The organism is Duganella sp. 1224, from assembly GCF_013408245.1.
Classification (GTDB): domain Bacteria; phylum Pseudomonadota; class Gammaproteobacteria; order Burkholderiales; family Burkholderiaceae_D; genus Rugamonas.
Genome location: NZ_JACBYS010000001.1, coordinates 856,131 through 872,537 on the forward strand (window position 1 = coordinate 856,131; position 16,407 = coordinate 872,537).

The 16,407-nt window shown below is 65.2% G+C and carries 18 protein-coding genes; 7 read left to right on the forward strand and 11 right to left on the reverse strand.

The window, feature by feature from the left end; translation table 11 throughout:
- Nucleotides 1–3 precede the first annotated feature (3 nt).
- Both yjfF and FHW58_RS03870 read left to right on the forward strand, forming a co-directional pair.
- Nucleotides 4–999, forward strand: coding sequence for a galactofuranose ABC transporter, permease protein YjfF (gene yjfF, locus FHW58_RS03865; protein WP_179671730.1), 996 nt, complete (start codon nucleotides 4–6; stop codon nucleotides 997–999).
- A gap of 94 nt (nucleotides 1,000–1,093) precedes the next feature.
- Complete coding sequence (locus FHW58_RS03870; RefSeq protein WP_179671731.1) at nucleotides 1,094–2,032, forward strand: LysR family transcriptional regulator; 939 nt, start codon at nucleotides 1,094–1,096, stop codon at nucleotides 2,030–2,032.
- Between the two features lie 53 nt (nucleotides 2,033–2,085).
- Here the strand turns inward: FHW58_RS03870 and FHW58_RS03875 are convergent, their stop codons facing one another.
- From FHW58_RS03875 to FHW58_RS03890, 4 genes are read right to left on the reverse strand one after another with little or no spacing between them, the layout of a single operon-like run.
- Nucleotides 2,086–2,490 carry a hypothetical protein gene (locus tag FHW58_RS03875; RefSeq protein ID WP_179671732.1) on the reverse strand — a complete coding sequence of 135 codons (405 nt, stop codon included), beginning with the start codon at nucleotides 2,488–2,490 and terminating at the stop codon, nucleotides 2,086–2,088.
- The gene (locus FHW58_RS03880) at nucleotides 2,487–2,651 is read right to left on the reverse strand and encodes a hypothetical protein (protein WP_179671733.1); all 165 of its coding nucleotides are present in this window, start codon (nucleotides 2,649–2,651) and stop codon (nucleotides 2,487–2,489) included. Before FHW58_RS03880 ends, FHW58_RS03875 begins: the two co-directional genes overlap by 4 nt.
- Before the next feature lie 12 nt (nucleotides 2,652–2,663).
- Complete coding sequence (locus FHW58_RS03885) at nucleotides 2,664–3,146, reverse strand: hypothetical protein (RefSeq protein WP_179671734.1); 483 nt, start codon at nucleotides 3,144–3,146, stop codon at nucleotides 2,664–2,666.
- Nucleotides 3,115–3,513: a hypothetical protein gene (locus tag FHW58_RS03890; RefSeq protein WP_179671735.1), complete on the reverse strand. Its 399-nt coding sequence runs from the start codon at nucleotides 3,511–3,513 to the stop codon at nucleotides 3,115–3,117. Before FHW58_RS03890 ends, FHW58_RS03885 begins: the two co-directional genes overlap by 32 nt.
- Between FHW58_RS03890 and FHW58_RS03895 the strand changes: the two genes are divergently transcribed.
- Nucleotides 3,512–4,690 carry a hypothetical protein gene (locus tag FHW58_RS03895; RefSeq protein ID WP_179671736.1) on the forward strand — a complete coding sequence of 393 codons (1,179 nt, stop codon included), beginning with the start codon at nucleotides 3,512–3,514 and terminating at the stop codon, nucleotides 4,688–4,690. The two genes, FHW58_RS03890 and FHW58_RS03895, sit on opposite strands and share 2 nt — an antisense overlap.
- On the opposite strand, the gene FHW58_RS03900 is transcribed toward FHW58_RS03895, so the two are convergent.
- From FHW58_RS03900 to FHW58_RS03910, 3 genes are read right to left on the reverse strand one after another with little or no spacing between them, the layout of a single operon-like run.
- Complete coding sequence (locus tag FHW58_RS03900; RefSeq protein ID WP_179671737.1) at nucleotides 4,691–5,020, reverse strand: four-helix bundle copper-binding protein; 330 nt, start codon at nucleotides 5,018–5,020, stop codon at nucleotides 4,691–4,693.
- 27 nt (nucleotides 5,021–5,047) lie between these two features.
- Nucleotides 5,048–5,476 carry a response regulator gene (locus tag FHW58_RS03905; RefSeq protein WP_179671738.1) on the reverse strand — a complete coding sequence of 143 codons (429 nt, stop codon included), beginning with the start codon at nucleotides 5,474–5,476 and terminating at the stop codon, nucleotides 5,048–5,050.
- On the reverse strand, nucleotides 5,473–5,970 hold the full coding sequence (locus FHW58_RS03910; RefSeq protein ID WP_179671739.1) for a GAF domain-containing protein: 498 nt from the start codon (nucleotides 5,968–5,970) through the stop codon (nucleotides 5,473–5,475). Before FHW58_RS03910 ends, FHW58_RS03905 begins: the two co-directional genes overlap by 4 nt.
- Before the next feature lie 132 nt (nucleotides 5,971–6,102).
- On the opposite strand from FHW58_RS03910, the gene FHW58_RS03915 reads away from it, so the two are divergent.
- Entirely contained in the window at nucleotides 6,103–7,041 is a 939-nt protein-coding gene (locus FHW58_RS03915) for a bifunctional helix-turn-helix transcriptional regulator/GNAT family N-acetyltransferase (RefSeq protein ID WP_179671740.1), read from the forward strand.
- A gap of 9 nt (nucleotides 7,042–7,050) precedes the next feature.
- Nucleotides 7,051–9,426, forward strand: coding sequence for a penicillin acylase family protein (locus FHW58_RS03920; protein ID WP_179671741.1), 2,376 nt, complete (start codon nucleotides 7,051–7,053; stop codon nucleotides 9,424–9,426).
- A gap of 18 nt (nucleotides 9,427–9,444) precedes the next feature.
- On the opposite strand, the gene FHW58_RS03925 is transcribed toward FHW58_RS03920, so the two are convergent.
- On the reverse strand, nucleotides 9,445–11,106 hold the full coding sequence (locus FHW58_RS03925; RefSeq protein WP_179671742.1) for a methyl-accepting chemotaxis protein: 1,662 nt from the start codon (nucleotides 11,104–11,106) through the stop codon (nucleotides 9,445–9,447).
- Nucleotides 11,107–11,349: 243 nt separating this feature from the next.
- On the opposite strand from FHW58_RS03925, the gene FHW58_RS03930 reads away from it, so the two are divergent.
- Both FHW58_RS03930 and FHW58_RS03935 read left to right on the forward strand, forming a co-directional pair.
- Nucleotides 11,350–12,336 (forward strand): TauD/TfdA family dioxygenase, encoded by a 987-nt coding sequence (locus FHW58_RS03930; RefSeq protein WP_179671743.1) that lies wholly within the window; start codon nucleotides 11,350–11,352, stop codon nucleotides 12,334–12,336.
- A 2-nt stretch (nucleotides 12,337–12,338) separates the two neighbouring features.
- Nucleotides 12,339–13,253 (forward strand): AEC family transporter, encoded by a 915-nt coding sequence (locus tag FHW58_RS03935; protein WP_179671744.1) that lies wholly within the window; start codon nucleotides 12,339–12,341, stop codon nucleotides 13,251–13,253.
- Here FHW58_RS03935 and FHW58_RS03940 read toward each other — a convergent pair.
- The 3 genes from FHW58_RS03940 to FHW58_RS03950 form a co-directional block, all read right to left on the reverse strand.
- Nucleotides 13,215–14,414 carry an acyltransferase family protein gene (locus FHW58_RS03940; protein WP_179671745.1) on the reverse strand — a complete coding sequence of 400 codons (1,200 nt, stop codon included), beginning with the start codon at nucleotides 14,412–14,414 and terminating at the stop codon, nucleotides 13,215–13,217. The genes FHW58_RS03935 and FHW58_RS03940 overlap by 39 nt on opposite strands.
- A 103-nt stretch (nucleotides 14,415–14,517) precedes the next feature.
- Complete coding sequence (locus tag FHW58_RS03945; RefSeq protein ID WP_179671746.1) at nucleotides 14,518–15,339, reverse strand: LytTR family DNA-binding domain-containing protein; 822 nt, start codon at nucleotides 15,337–15,339, stop codon at nucleotides 14,518–14,520.
- Nucleotides 15,327–16,406: a sensor histidine kinase gene (locus FHW58_RS03950; RefSeq protein ID WP_179671747.1), complete on the reverse strand. Its 1,080-nt coding sequence runs from the start codon at nucleotides 16,404–16,406 to the stop codon at nucleotides 15,327–15,329. The genes FHW58_RS03945 and FHW58_RS03950 overlap by 13 nt, the downstream gene beginning before the upstream one ends.
- Between the last annotated feature and the right edge of the window lies 1 nt (nucleotide 16,407).

Below are 16,407 nucleotides of genomic sequence, written 5' to 3' on the forward strand. Positions count from 1 at the left end.
AGCATGAGCACCACCAACGTCGCCGGCCTGCCGGCACGGTCCATCACATCGTCCCCATACTTTACGTCGCTGATCACGGTCTTCCTGCTGGTGGTGTTGCTGGGTGCCGGCGGCGCCGCCTATCCTGGCTTCCTGTCGGTGCAGGTGCTGTTCAACCTCCTGATCGACAACGCCTTCCTGCTGGTGATCGCGGTCGGCATGAGCTTCGTCATTCTGTCCGGCGGCATCGACCTGTCGGTCGGTTCGGTGCTGGCGCTGACCACCATGATCTGCGCCTACATGCTGCACACCTGGCACTGGCATCCGCTGCTGGTCATCGCCATCGCGCTGGCCCTGGGCACCGTGTTTGGCGCGGCGATGGGCGCGATGATCCATTACTTCAAGCTGCAACCGTTCATCGTGACGCTGGCCGGCATGTTCCTGGCGCGCGGCCTGTGCTACCTGATCAGCATTAACTCCATCACCATCGACAATCCGTTCTTCGTCGCCCTGTCGCAAACGCAGCTGCCGATTGGCGACTGCTTCATCTCGCCGGGCGCGTTGATTGCGCTGGTCACGCTGGCCGGCGCCATCTACGTTGCGCACTGCACGTCGTTCGGCCGCGCCATCTACGCCATCGGCGGCAACGAACAGTCGGCGCTGATGATGGGATTGCGCGTGGCCCGCACCAAGGTGCTGATTTACGCCTTCTCCGGCTTCTGCGCTGCGCTGGCCGGCGTGCTGTTCTCGTTCTACATGCTGTCCGGCTATGGCCTGCACGCGCAGGGCACGGAACTGGACGCCATTGCCGCCGTCGTTATCGGCGGCACGCTGCTCACCGGCGGCTACGGCTACGTGGCCGGCGCGCTGACCGGCGTGATGGTGCTGGGCGCGATCCAGACCCTGATCGCTTTCGACGGGACGCTGAGCTCATGGTGGACCAAGATTGTGATCGGCGGCCTGCTGTTCATCTTCTGCGTCGTACAACGCGTCATGACGATGCGCACGACTAAAAAATAAACACTGGTGGAGAGCGCGCTGCCGCTTTTCCCGCGTGATACCAAGACTTGTGGTTTTGAATAATAATTAATATCGAATATGGTATCATTTTTCCATGGACACTAATCCGAACTGGTTCCTGCGCGCGCGCCTGAAAACGCGCCAGCTGCTGCTGCTGATCGCGCTGGACGAACAACGCAACATCCACCGCGCTTCCGAGGAATTGCACATGACGCAGCCTGCCGCGTCTAAGCAGCTCAAGGACCTGGAAGAGATGCTGGGCGTGCAGCTGTTCGACCGGCTGCCGCGCGGCATGGAGCCGACCATTTACGGCGAGACGATGATACGCCATGCCCGCATGGCGTTGACCAGTCTCTCGCTGGCACACGAAGATATCGTCGCCATCAAGGCCGGCCTGACCGGACAGGTGGACATTGGCACCATCATGACGCCGGGGATCGCGCTGCTGCCGCAGGCGATCACGCGCACCAAGCAACAGGCGCCCAAGCTGCGCATCGGCGTGGAGATGGAGCAGTCCAACGTGCTGCTGGAGCAGCTGCAACGGGGCCGTCTGGACTTCATGATCGGACGGATTCCGGAGCGCCAAAGCGCCGAGGGGCTGAGCTACGAGGAACTGGGCGACGAACCGGCATGCGCGGTGGTGCGCGTCGGCCATCCGCTGATGAAGTCCAAAAATCTGCAGCTGCGCGACATCGCCAGCCAGCCGTGGATCCTGCCGCCGCAAGGCTCGATTCTGCGCGCGCGGTGTGAACTGATGTTCCGTCGCGCGGGCCTGGAGGTGCCGGTCAACGTGGTCGACACCACCGCCGTGCTGCTGATTAAACCGCTGCTGCAGCAGACGGACGCCTTGAATGTGATGCCGATCGCGGTGGCGCAGTACTACGAAGCGCAGGGCGTGTTGAATATCCTGCCGATCGAACTGCCGTGCCGCATGGACGCTTACGGCATCATCACCGTGGATGGCCACATCCTGTCGCCAGGCGCCGAGCTGCTGCTCAAGTCCGTCCGCGAAGTGGCGCGCGAGATTTACTGACCGAAGCTGCTCATCGTGCAAGCGCTAAATAATACAATGGTCAAGTAAGCAGACTACATTTTGCGCGCGCGATGCAGTCGCTTTCCTGGTATTCCAACGTATCGGTCGACTGATCTGCGGCCGGCGTGATTTTCTACGGTCACTGTGAAATGCGGGCCATGAACCACGTCAGTGCCAAATCGAACCTGCAGGACGCGAATATCACCTGCGTTTACACCATGCCGCTCGCAGAACTCCGGCAGGGTATCGCGGTAGAGGTGGACAGCGCGTTGCAAACTTTCTGAAGCGGGAGCGCCGTATGTCGCGCCAGTGATGAAGTCGACGATCAAGTATCCCTCGTCAGCCGCTGCCGCCTCGGCGAACACATTCATCGCGTAGTATCCGATCAGTAACCCCAATCCACTTGCAAATGAATCAGCGAAATTGTGTCCAATACCTTTAAGTGTGCCAAGTTTCATAGATTTGCGTGGCGATGCGGGGACGCGCTCTGCGAGTAGTTGTTTTCGGGCGAGGACTGACGATCTTGAACAACCAGTAAAAGGGCGAGCCGCAGGAAGGCTGCCATTCCGGCGAGATTGATCGCCATCCAGGCGGTTGAACGGCGGTAGACAAAACGCATTCCTGAAACTCCTTACGCATCGCCAGGAAGGACCACGTTGAGCGCGTAGCCCAATCGCGAGCATTCTTCGCGGTAGTGGCGCTGAAAACGGGGCAGGTCGAACTCACCGATTCTCTTCTTTTTATCGGCGAGTCCGGCGGTGGAGGCGTAGATTAAGGACAGGACATAGGGCACGACCTCTTCGCTGTTCAGTGATGTCAGCAGGGAGAAATCCGGCCGGACGCTGTAGTGGCCGACGTTGTACTTGTCGTCGATTGGCGGCAGCCCGAAATGGGAGCGGCCCGAGACGCGTTTTTGGAATCGAAAAGGATGGCGCGGTGTGCCGTCGGGCTTGGACCAGTATTCGATGAGTTCCAGATCGATCCACAGGTGCTCCATCGCTCCGCCGTAGTCGCCTTCGAGGGCGTTGCCCAAGGCTGTGAAGGGCTGGTGTAATGAAAAGGAGATGTGTTGGGTATCTGTATCACATCGGTTTGCGTATATGCCGACTTTCATGTGTGAGGCTGCTGGAATGATGGTGGAAGCGTTGGCCGGATCGTACCATTTTGTGGCCAAGAGGAAATGCGCGCTTTGTCACCGTCAGTGGGTAGAACGTGTAGTCGTTCATCGCGTGGTCCCATTTAATGTTGGTCTGGATTGCGTCGCTACTGTCGGTTATGACTACAATATCCCCTTTGGCCAGCAGTAGCGTCCTTTCTTTGCCGCCGGTGTTCAAAGTGCGGGAGAGCGCGACTCCCACGCTGGATCCCTTGCCGCCGGCGCCGGATGGCGCGTCGTCCGGCAGCTTGCAGAGCATGCAGGCACCGCTGGGCAGCGCATTGACGTGGAAGGTTAAATCAAGTGACGCGATCACGTCGCGCATGACGGTTAACTATGGCGCCAAACCGGTGTTCGCCCGTTTTGATGGCCTGGGCGCTGCAGCGCTGAGCCGTTTCAGCACCGATCCCAGTGACTTTTCGCAGACGGTATCGCAAGTGAATGCGGATCCGTCGGTCGGCGCGCAAACCGTGTACAAAGTCGCCTTGACCATCAAGCTGTCAGACGGCATCAGCGTCAAGGTGAACCTGGAGAGCAAGGGGAATAGCCTGGCGCTCCAGGTCAACAGCAGCGCCAGGATGAGCGCTGCCGACCGTGCCGCGCTGGCCAGATTGGCCAACGGTTTTCAGAACGCCATCGACGGCATGGGCAATGCGGTGCAGCCGGATTTTGATGGCCTGCTGCAGTATGATCCTTCGCTGGTGTCGTCCATTGATCTGCAGGCCACCACGCAGGCCAATGGCGCGTTGGTGCAGAAGCAGACCTTCCATGCCGATCGGACCACGCGCTCATTTAGCGCGGACGGGCCGGACGGCCAGGTCAACATCAGCGTCGATCTGCGCCAGCAGGCCATCATGGGCAATGCGCAGCGGCGCAAGGCCGGGCTGGACGCCTATCTGAAACAGTTCCAGGAAGCCGGAGCCCGGGGCCACGCGAATGGCGCCACGCTGGCCACGTTCACGGCGGCGTTCCAGCAGTTGACCTATCAGCCGTCGAGCGAAACATCGGTCAGCAGCCTGCCGATTAATTTATCGGATGACGACCACGCGCTGCTGTCCGCGCTGCCGGACTTCAACGCGTCCATGACCGACACGCCGACCTCGCCGAATCCGATGCGGCCGGGCGAGCGCGATACGTTCTCTTATCAGGTGTCGCAGCAGACCCTGGTCGGCGGCCGCGATCAGGCCAACCGCGCGATCTCGCAGCACCGCCACGCGCACCTGGAGGCCAGCTTCCACGAGCCGTTGACGGCGTCGCCGCTGGCATTGGACGATACGCGCGCGTCACAAAACTACTATTTCAAGCACGTTAGCGAAGACCGCGTCAGCGATACGCGGATCAGCTATCAGAACGGCCTCATGATCGGCGCCACGGCCGATGAACATGTGTCCCGCTCCACCCAGGTGCTGAAGTATGTGATGGGGATCCTGACCGAGGACAGCACCACGCCCGAGTCCTCGGACACCCGGCGCGATTTGCTGACGCAGCCGCGCCTGGGTTGATCAGGCGGCCATGGCGCGGCAGCTGCGTTCGCACGCTTCGCAGGCGCGGGCGCATTCTTCCATGCCGTCCAGTTCCAGGCAGCTTTCCGCGCAGGCGTGGCAGATGTCGGCGCACAGCGCGCACAGGCGGGCGCTGAACGGCGACCCGCTCAGTTGCAGGTTGGCCGAGGTTTCGCAGATGGCGGCACAGTCCATCATCAGGCGAAAGTGCTCGGGTGCCACGTGCTTGCCGCCCATTTGCAGGCAGTGCGTCAGCGCGGTTTGCAGACAGGCTTGATGGCAGTTGGTGCAGGCATCGATGCAGTCCTGCATGTCGGGTATATCGTCCATGATCGCTCCTTTGCACAAGCCATCATGCTAGGCGCGCGCTGCGCCGATCTCTGTGCGCTGGGCCGCTTTGGGCGCCGGCGCGGCAAAAGACTCGAATGCTTCCAGCAGGATCCTGGCGCGGAATGGTTTGAGGATGACGCGGTTCACGCGGCGTTGTCGCAATTCCTGCATCAGCTCCGCCGTCGCCTGGTCGACCATGACGGCGATGGGAATGGCGGCGTCGCTGGCGGACAGGCCGTTGCGCACCTTGTCCAGCAGCGCCAGGTTGTAGTGGCAGTCGCCTTCCGCGCCACAGTCGATCGAGATCACGGCGCCCTGGAAGGCGCGCTCGCGCAGCATGCGCTCGGCCGCCTGCACGGTCGCGGCTTCGTGCACCGTGCCCAGGCCGAGCGAGCGCGCGGTCATCGAGACGGTCTTGCGCAGCAGGTTCTGTTCCTCCACCAGCAGCATGTTCATGACGCCTCCGAGCGATCGGCCAGTTCTTCCAGCAGCAAGTCGCGCAGCGACGTCAGGATCGCCATTTCGGTGGCGTCCAGGTTGCGCGGTGTGTGGTCGATCAGGCACAGCGTGCCGATGGTGAAACCCGATGGCATCCTGAGCGGGGCGCCGGCGTAGAAGATTGCATGCGGCGGGTTGGTCACCAACGGATTGTCGGCAAAGCGCTCGTCCGCCCGCGCATCGGGAATGATGAACAGGTCGGGCTGCAGGATGACGTGGCCGCAGAAGGAGATGTCGCGCGCGGTTTCGCACATGTCGACGCCGACCTTGGCCTTGAACCACTGGCGGTTTTCGTCCAGCAGCGAGATGAGCGCGATCGGCACATCAAACTCCTGCGCCGCGAAGGCCACGATTTTGTCGAAGCGCTCTTCGGGCGGAGTGTCAAGGATGAGCATGTCGCGCAGGACGGCGAGGCGTTCCTTGTCGTAATCGGGTATCGGGGCGGGCAACATGGCATCGGGCGGCCGGGGGCCGCGTAGTCGTGTTGTGCTTACTTTAACAGCATCGGCGGTGGAATAGCGTGATTGTTGACTGAGTCAGCAATCTGTCGCACAATCGGCGCATGTGAAATGACCGGAGTACCCATGCCTGCCCCTGTGTTGAACGACCGCGTCGCCGCGGTCCGTTCGTTCAATCGTTTTTTCACCCGCCAGATCGGCGTGCTGCGGGAAGGCCTGCTGCACAGCGAATTCACGCTGACCGAGATGCGCGTGCTGTACGAACTGGCGCACCATGGCGACCAGCCATCGGCCGCGCTGTGCCGCGATCTGGGACTGGACCGTGGTTACCTGAGCCGCATCGTCGCCAAGTTTGAAGGCGCGGGCCTGGTCAGCAAGGTGCCGTCGGCCACCGACGGCCGCTCCAAGCTGCTGCACCTCACCGGGCATGGCCGCGCCGTCTACGAGCCGCTGGACCGCCGTTCGCGCGAGGAGGTGGGCGATATGCTGTCGCGTTTCGATGAGGCGGATCAGCTCCGCATGCTGGATGCGATGCGCACCATTCGCGAGCTGCTGGATACCGAGTCCGGCCTCAAATACGCGCAACCCTTCGTGCTGCGCCCGCACCGCGCTGGCGACATGGCATGGATCACGCGCCGTCACGGCGCGCTGTATGCAGCGCAGCAGGGCTGGGACGACACGTTTGAAGCGCTGGTCGGCCAGATCTGCGCCGATTTCGAACGCGATTTCGATCCGGCGCTGGAGCACTGCTGGATCGCCGAGATGCATGGCCAGCCGGTGGGATCGGTGGCGGTGGCGCGCGGCGGCGAGGAGGGCGTGGCCAAACTGCGGCTGCTGCTGGTGGAGGAGCAGGCGCGCGGCTACGGCCTGGGATCGCGGCTGGTGGACGAGTGCCACCGCTTTGCGCGCGCGGCCGGCTACCGTAAGATGCGTCTCTGGACCACGGACCAGCAAAAGGAAGCGCGCCACATCTACCAGAGCAAGGGCTACAAGCTGGTGGCGCGCGAGCCGGTGCACGCGTTTGGCCAGGACATGGTCAACGAAACGTGGGAGTGCGATCTTTAAGGAGATGGTATGCGCAGGAGCGGACTGGCGGAGTGGTCGAAGCGGATCTTACTGGCGGCGCTGATATTGCTGGTGCTGGCGGTGTTGGGGGCCTGGTGGTATTTGCGCGGCAGTCTGGCGCAGCTGGAGGGCACGCGCCAGGCGGCGGGCCTGGAAACCACGGCCAGCGTGGCGCGCGATGCGCATGGCGTGCCGGTCATCAGCGGCGGCAGCCGCGGCGACGTGGCCTATGCCACCGGCTTTGTGCACGCGCAGGAGCGCTTCTTCCAGATGGATTTGCTGCGCCGCGTGGCGGCCGGCGAGTTGTCCGAGCTGTTTGGCGACCGTGCGCTGCCGCTGGATAAGTCGCACCGCCTGCACCGCTTCCGCGCGCGCGGCGAGCTGGCGCTGAAGTCGATGCCGGCCGCCGATCGCGCGCTGCTGGACCGCTATGTGGCCGGCGTCAACGACGGTCTCCACGCACTGAAAACCAGGCCGTTCGAATATGCGCTGGTGGGCCTGCCGCCGCGCGCCTGGTCGCCGGCCGATACGCTGCTGGTGATCTGGGCGATGTATTTCGATTTGCAGGGCAACCTGGAGTCGCGCGAACTGGCGCGCGGCTGGTTCCGCGACCACGCCACCGAGGAGCAGCGCGCTTTCCTGGCGCCGGAGTCGACGCCCTGGGACGCGCCGCTGGATGCGCAAACCATCGCCGCCGCCGACGTGGTCGTTCCGGCGGCGGCGCCGGCCTGGTGGGGCAAGCCGAACGGGGCCGATGCCGGCGCGCCGCTAAAGATGGCGCAGGCCGAATTCCTCAATACGGTGGGCAGCAATAACTGGGCGGTGGCCGGCAGCCGCAGCGACACCGGCGCGGCCATCGTCGCCGACGATATGCACCTCGGCATTCAGCTGCCGGCCATCTGGTATCGCGCCGCCTTGCAGTTCCCGGACGGGAAGGGCGGCCAGCGCCGCATGGTGGGCGTGACGCTGCCCGGCGCGCCATTCGTGGTGGTGGGCAGTAACGGCCACGTGTCTTGGGGCTTCACCAACAGCTATGGCGATTACCTGGACCTGATCGCGCTCGATGGCAAGGCGCTCAAGGCGGCGGTGGTGCACGAGGAGACGATTTTGGTCAAGGGCGCGCCAGCGGTAAAACTGGCGGTGCGCGAGACGCCACTGGGGCCGGTCCGCGAGGTGCTGGGCCGCAGTTATGCGGTGCATTGGGCGGCGCATCTGCCGGGCGCCGTCAACTTCAACGCCGGCAAGCTGGAATCTGCCGACACGTTGGAGCAGGCACTGGCGATTGCGCCGACGCTGGGCATTCCGGCGCAGAATTTTGTCGGCGGCGATGACAAGGGCAATATCGGCTGGACCATCGCCGGTCCGCTGCCGCGCCGTGGCGCAACGGGTGTGGCGTCCACCTATCCGATGACGGCCGATGATGCGGCGGGCCGCTGGCAAGGCTGGCTGGCGCCGGACGAGTATCCGAAGGTGGTCAATCCGCCTCAGGGGCAGATCGGTACGGCCAACAGCCGCCAGCTGGCGGGTGAGGGGGCGGCGCTGATCGGCGATGGCGGCTTTGATCTCGGTGCGCGCACACATCAGGTGCGTGACGACCTGACGGCGCTCGGACCGAAGACGGATGTGCAAAAAGTGTATGCGATTGGTCTCGATGACCGGGCGGTGTTCCTGACCGCGTGGCGCGAACGGGCAATGGCGGCGCTGGATGCCAGGGCGGTGGCCGGCCACGCGCAGCGCGCCGAGGCGCTGGCGCTGTTGAAGGACAGCTGGAGCGGCAAGGCCAGTGTGGATTCGGTGGGCTATCGCATCACGCGCGGTTTCATGTACGCGGTGTATGACTTGCTGTACGGCGGCGCCAACGCGCAGTTGGCGGAGATTGATCCCAAGGCGACCATGGCGTCGGTCAGCGCGCGCTGGCCGGTGGTACTGGCGCGCTTGCTGGATCAGCAGCCGGCCGGTTGGTTGCCGCCGCAGTATGCGGACTGGCAGGCCTTGCAGGTGGCGGCGCTGGATCGCGTGATCGCGGAGCTGACCAAAGATGGGCAGCCGTTGAAGGATGCCACCTGGGGCCAGCGCAATACGGCGGCCAGCGCGCATCCGATGGCGTCGGTGATTCCGCTATTTGGCCGGCAGTTGAAGGTGGCGCCGGATAGGCTGCCGGGCGATCAGCACATGCCGCGCGTGGCCGGGCCGACGTTTGGCCAGTCCGAGCGGCTGGTGGTGTCGCCCGGGCATGAAGAGCAGGGCGTCTTCAATATGCCGGGCGGTCAGAGCGGCCATCCGTTGTCGCCATACTTCCTCGATGGCCGCACGGATTGGCTTACCGGGCGGGCGGCGCCGCTGCTGCCCGGACCGGCGCAGCACACGCTGACGTTCACGCGCTAGGGCCAGGCGCCCGGCGCGTCAGGCGCGGCGGCGCGACGGCAGGGCGGCGACGGGCGCGGCCGGCTGCGCGGCCGGGGCTTTCACCAGATGCAGGTCGCGCGCGGCGGTGCGGCCGGAGGTCTGCTGCGCCAGACGGAACACCGATACCAGCTCGCTCAGCGCGGTGGCCTGGTCCTGCATGCTCTGCGAGGCGGCGGTGGCTTCCTCCACCAGCGCGGCGTTCTGCTGCGTCACGGCGTCCATGCCGGCGATGGCGGTGTTCACCTGTTCGATGCCGGCGCGCTGTTCTTCGCCGGCGGCGCTGATCTCGCTCATGATGTCGGTCACGCGGCGCACGCTGGCCACCACGTTTTCCATGGTGGCGCCGGCCTGTTCCACCAGCTTGCTGCCGTCTTCCACCTGCTGCACCGAATCGCTGATCAGTTCCTTGATCTCCTTGGCGGCGGCGGCCGAGCGCTGCGCCAGGTTGCGCACCTCGGTGGCGACCACCGCGAAACCGCGGCCCTGTTCGCCGGCACGCGCCGCTTCCACGGCGGCGTTCAGCGCCAGGATGTTGGTCTGGAAGGCGATGCCGTCGATCACGCCGATGATGTCGACGATCTTGCGCGACGACTGGTTGATCGAGCCCATGGTCTGCACCACCTGTGACACCACGGCGCCGCCTTGCTGCGCCACCGCCGACGCGCTCAAGGCCAGCTGGTTGGCTTCGCTGGCGCTGGCCGAATTCTGCTTGACGGTGCTGGTCAGCTCCTCCATCGAGGCGGCGGTTTCCTCCAGCGACGCCGCCTGCTGCTCGGTGCGCGCCGACAGGTCGACGTTGCCGGCGGCGATCTGCTGCGAGGCGCTGGCGATGGTGTCGGTGCCGGCGCGCACGCGCTCGACCAGGCCGGACAGGCTGTCGCGCATCGACTTCATCGCGAACAGCAGGCTGTTGCGGTCGCCGTCGCGGGTCTCGATGCTCACGCTCAGGTCGCCGCCGGCGATCTGGCCGGCGATCGCCACCGCGTAATCCGGCTCGCCGCCGAGGCGCTGCACCAGCCAGCGGGTGATCAGCGTGGCGCACAGCGCACCCAGCACGATCGAGCCGATCAGCAGGGTGATGATCCACACGCGGGCCGACGCATACAGCGCGTCGCCACGGGCGGAGGCGGCGTCGCCGCCGTCCTCGTACAGCTTGACCAGTTTGTCCACCTGGCCGCGCAGCGACACGATCAGCTTGTTCGACTCGCCGCGGATCAGCTGGATGGCGGCGGCGTCGTCATTGCGGCGCGAGGCGGCGCGGATCTTGGCGTCTTCCGCCATGTAGCGCTCCCACATCGACAGGAAGTCGTCGTACAGCGCCTTTTCCTCGGGCGTGGCGATCAGCTTGACGTAGGTGTCCTGCATCTTGCCCAGGTCGACCAGGTCGTTGGCGATGACTTTGTCATACTTGTCCATCTCGGCCGGGTCGTTGGAGATGATGTACTGGAATTCGCGGGTGCGGATGCGGGCGATCTGCGCCTTCAGGTCCTGCACCACGCGCATGGCCGGCATCCAGCGCGACGACAGTTCGGTCGAGGCGCTGTTGACCTGGGCCAGCTTGACGATGGCAAACACGTCGACCGCCGCCGCCAGCGCCAGCACCAGCGCAAACGCCAGTCCCAGCTTGGTCGCCAGCTTGAGATCACGTAACAAAGTCATAAAAGTATTCCTTCCCGGAGCAAGTGGCCGGCGCGAGTGTGGGGCGCCGTCCTGGTTTGTTATTAGTGGCAATGTGGAAAATTGTGATATTTCCCATGGGCAACGCATAGTATCACAAGATAATTAATCCCGCTTCTCCCTGCAGTGCAGCAAACACTACGTACTTTCCGCATGTTGCGTCGCAGCATGGTTCTGCTTTAGTATGCGGAAATATTTCCTTGCGGCATTTTTATGGAGGTTCGGATGGGCGCACCACTCACACAGTCACCACACATTTTTGTCATCGAACGCGACTTCGAATGGGGCCAGGATCAGGCGGCCATCGTCGGGCTGGTCAGCCGTTACTTCAGCGACTATAACGGCAATGGTTTTTATCCGCATCCCCAAGAAGAGGTGCTGCAGCGCGAGCTGCTGGCGCTTCCTGCGCTGCAGCATCTGCGCCGCCACCTGCGCCACGCCGACGCCCGCGGCCTGGCCATCACCAACCTCGGTCTGGCCGGCCAGCCGGAGGCCGAGCGCAACGCCGTGCTGTACGCCATCGCGCTGAGCCTGGGCTTCCCGACTTCCACCGACCAGCGCACCCAGCGCGTGGCGTGGGACATCCGCGCGCGGCCGGGCAGCGCCACGGAAAACCGCTTTGTCACGTTTTCCGAGCGCGTCGGCAATGCCGACATGCATACCGACTCTTCGTTTTATCCGATGCCGGAAGAGCAGTTTCTGCTGTACGTGGTCAACGCCGCGCGTTGCGGCGGCGGCGAGTCGCTGCTGATCGACGTCGACGACATCCACGCCGAATTGCAGCGCACCGAGGCCGGCCGCGCCACCTTTGCGTTGCTGAGCGAGGCGAATGTGCCGTTCCGCGTGCCGTCGGTGTACGCGGCCAACGAGGAACAGGTGGAGATCGAGCTGGCGCCGGTGTTCGAGCGACTGGCCGACACGCTGGCGATGCGCTGGCGCCATGACTCCATCCTCAAGGGCCTGGCCGCGCGGCCGGCGCTGGACACGCCGCCGCTGCGCGCCGCGCTGGCGCTGCTGAACGAGGTGATCGAGCAGCACGCGCCGCGCTTCTGCCAGCACCTGCCGGACGACACGCTGCTGTGGGCCGACAACCGCCGCACGCTGCACGGCCGCGCCACCTACACCGATCCGGCGCGCCACCTGATCCGCATCCGCATCGCCGACACGCCCAATGCCGAGCGCATCGGGCCGTCCGGCGTGGCCATGGATTGAGCATGCTGAACGCGATCCTGCCGGTCTTGCTGATCATCCTGCTGGGCGTGGCGATCCGTCGCTATGGGTGGCTGCCCGAGGCGTTTTTCCCGTCGATCGAGAAGTTCTCGTACAACATCTGCTTCCCGGCGCTGCTGTTCAGCGGCACCGCCAAGCTGAGTTTTCGTTCGGCGCAGGTGGGCGAGCTGGCGCTGGCGACCTTGCTGCCGACCGCGCTGGTGACCTTGGCAGCGCTGCTGATGCTGCTGCCGGCGCGCGCCTTGCCGGACGCGTCACGCTCGTCCGTGGTGCAGGGCGCGGTGCGGCCCAACACCTATTTCGGCATTGCCGTGTCGGCGCTGCTGTTCCCGCCGCAGACGGCGGCGCTGGTGATGCTGTCGCTGGCGCTGTGCCTGCCGGCGGTGAATGTGATCTCGGTGATCGCGCTGTCGTGGTGGAGCGGCCAGCCAGCCGACGCCCGCCGCATCGGCCGCAGCCTGGCCACCAATCCCATTATCCTGTCGACGCTGGCCGGTGTGGTGTGGAGCGTGGCCGGCCTGCCGCAGCCGGCGCCGCTGTTCAACACGCTGGACATCCTCGGCCGCGCGGCGCTGTGCCTGGGGCTCATCTGCGTCGGCAGCGGCCTGGTGTTTTCGCTACAGGGCCTGCGGCCGCTGGCGCTGAGCCTGACCTCGGCGCTGAAGCTGCTGTTGCTGCCGCTGCTGGCCGCCAAGGTCAGCCTGATGTACGCGGTGTCCACGCCGGTGGCGCTGGCGGCCTGCTTTTACTGCGCCTTGCCGACCGCGCCCAACGCCTACATCATGGCGCGGCAGATGGGCGGCGACACCCGACTGATGGCGGCGCTGATCACGGTGCAGACCTTGCTGGCGGCGCTGACGCTACCGCTGAGCAGCCAGTTCATGGAGTGGCTGGCCTGACGCCTGCGCGGCGCGCACCGGGCCGAGGCCGAACAGCGGCCGCAGCACGGCCACGCGCCGCACCAGTTCGAAGCCGCCGAAGCTGAACACCAGCGTCAGCACGATCAGGAACACGCCTTCGATGCCCGGCGCCAGCTGGATCGGTTTCATCCAGTGGGCCATGACCACGATCAGCGTCTGGTGCAGGATGTAGACCGGGAACACCGCCTCGGTCAGGTAGCGCCGCTTGGCGCTGTCGAAGTTCAGGTGGCGTTGGCCAAAGCCGCACACGGCCAGGATCGGCGTCCACTGGCACACGCAGTAGACCGCGCGCATCAGCGGTTTCCATTGCAGCACGTCGGGCGTGGCGGCCAGCGCTTCCGGAATCGACCAGTAGCAGACGATCAGCGCCCAGCTGCCGAGCCACAGCGCCAGGCTGGTCCAGCGCAGCGCGGCGACGCCGGCCCAGAAACCGGTCTGCATCGCCAGCAGCGCGCCCAGCGCGAACAGCAGGAAGTACTGGGCATGGCTGTACCAGTCGTCGACCAGCGCGTGGGTGGTGGGGAAGCGGTCCGCCAGCGTGTAGCGCGCGACGGCCAGCAGCAGTACCGGCAGCACGATGATGCGCCAGCCGCTGAGCAGCCGGCCCAGCGCGTCGGACAGACGTCCCAGGCGCGGCCCGAGCAGCCAGGCCAGCAGGCCGCCGACCATGGTGTAGGTCCACAGGTAGGCGACAAACCACAGGTGATTCCAGGTCGGCATGCGCAGGCAGTCGTCGCCGCGGCAGAAGCCGTGGTAGCCGGTGACGTACAGGCGCATGAAGTCGGCGTAGCCGCCGTGGTAGGCGACTTTTTCCACCACTTCGAAATACGATTGCGGTGGCACGATGACGAACATGCCGAACACCAGCGGCACCAGCAGCCGCCAGCTGCGCTGTCGCAGCAGCGCGCCCACGCCCAGCTTTTGCAGCAGGAAGGCGGTGGCGACGCCGGAGATCATGAACAGCAGCCCAAGGCGCCATGGCGAGGACAGGATCATCAGCGGTTCGATGGCGTCGCTGGCGTGGGGACTTTTGACGTGCCAGTCCCAGGTCACGTAGTACATGCCGGTGTGGTAGCAGATCAGGACAAGGAACGCGAAGATGCGTATCCAGTCGAGGAAGTACAGGCGTGGTTTGGTCATTTGCTCGCTCCTTTTTTGATGTTGTTCAGATTACGGAGCGGGGCCCAGGGCGTCCACCGGCTTGGGGCGAAACGGGTGTGGCGCGGGGCGAGTCGGCGCTGGGCTAGGTGCTGGCGCCGAGCCGGGCGACGACTTCGGCGCGGTATTGGCGGCTGAGCGGGACGCGCGCGCCGCCGCGCAGCAGCAGTTCGCCGTCTCCCTTGTCGTGGTTGATGATGCTGGCGATCCAGTCCGATTGCACGGCGGCGCGGCGGTGGCAGCGGATGAAGCGTGGGCCAAGTTTGTCCAGCAGGCCGGCCAGCGTCTGACGCATCAGCGGCTGGCCATCGGCGGTGTGCAGGATGACGTAATTATCGGCGGTTTCGATCCACTGGATGGCGTCCACCCTGACGATGCGCGTGCCGCCGCGCTCGGGGACCAACAGTTGCGCGACGGCGGGCAGCGCCGGCGTGACAGGCGTCGCGGGCGAAGCGGGCGGCACGGACGTGGCGGACGTGGCGGACGGGTGCGATGCGGCCGGCGGGACCGGCGCAGCGGACGGCGTGGGCGCAAGCGTTGCGGCGCGCGCAGGCGCCAGGCGGTCGCGCGCGCGTTGGAGGGCGCGCTGCAAGCGTGTCTGGTCGCAAGGCTTGAGCAGGTAGTCGATGGCGTTGGCGTCGAAGGCGCGGATGGCGTACTCGTCATACGCGGTCACAAACACCACCAGCGGCGCCGGTACCGGCAGCGAGGCGGCAACATCGAGGCCGCTGATTTCAGGCATCTGTATATCGAGCAGCAGCAGGTCGGGCGCAAAGGTGGCCAATCGCTCCAGCGCTTCGACGCCGTCGCGCGCCTCCTCAACAGCGCTGATGCACGGTTCCGCTGCCAGCATGCGCCGCAGCTTGTCGCGCGCCGGACGCTCGTCGTCCACGATCAGGATGCGCATGGCAACCTCACCTCAGCCCGCACGCCGGCCGGCGCCAGCTGCCGCAGTTCCAGCGCCGCACTCTTGCCGTACAGCGCGGCCAGCCGCTCGCGCAGATTGCGCACGCCAATGCCATTTGTCCGAATGTCGGCACTGACCCCGGTGTTGGGTGGCGCCAGCTGGCCGGCGTTGTCGTCGATGCGCAGCACCAGCGTGCCGTGCTGGCGCTCGGCGGTGATGGTAATCGCGGTCGGCTGGCGGCGCTTTTCCACCGTGTGCTTGAAGACGTTCTCCAGCAAGGGCTGCAGGCACATCATCGGCACTTCGCAGGCCAGCAGCCCCTCGTCGATCTGCCATGCGATGCTGACGCGGTCGGCGAAACGCTCCGCCATCAGGGCCGCGTAGCCGCGCAGCAGGCGCAGCTCCGTGTCCAGCGGCACCAGGTGACGCTCGCCGACGTCCAGCGTGGCGCGCAGCATGTCGGACAGCTGCACCAGCATGGCGTCGGCGCGCGCGACGTCGCTGTACATCAGCGAGGAAATGGTATTGAGCGCGTTGAACAGAAAATGCGGCTGCATCTGCTGGCTCAGGCGCAGCAACTGCGCCTCGCGCAGCGCGCTGTTGGCGCGCTCGACGCGCAGCTTCTCGTCCAGCATGGCGTGAAACGACAGCACGCCAAACGTGATGGTGGAAAAAATGCAGAAGAACACCGTCATCTTGATGTCCTCGTACAGATAAATCCTGGCCCAGCCCTCGTGCGGATAGCGCTCGCCGGCCAGGCCGTACACCGCATGACGCATGCCGAAAGCCATCGGCACAAACGCGATCCAGTACACCGGCAGCCACACCAGCTGGCGCGCGAACCAGCGCAGCGGCGCCTGGATCAGGTGGTCGTGGCGGCGCGTGAAATGGCGCTGCGCCAGCAGCAGCACGGTGCCGGTCAGCGCCGACGAGCCTTCCCACAGGATGGGTTTCCACAGCCCGTGACCGTCCGGATGGTCGCGCAGATACTCTTGCACCGCGGTGCTGATCATCAGGAGCCAGAACAGCAGCCAGGCGACGGCGATCACGGTACGGGTCTTGGGCATG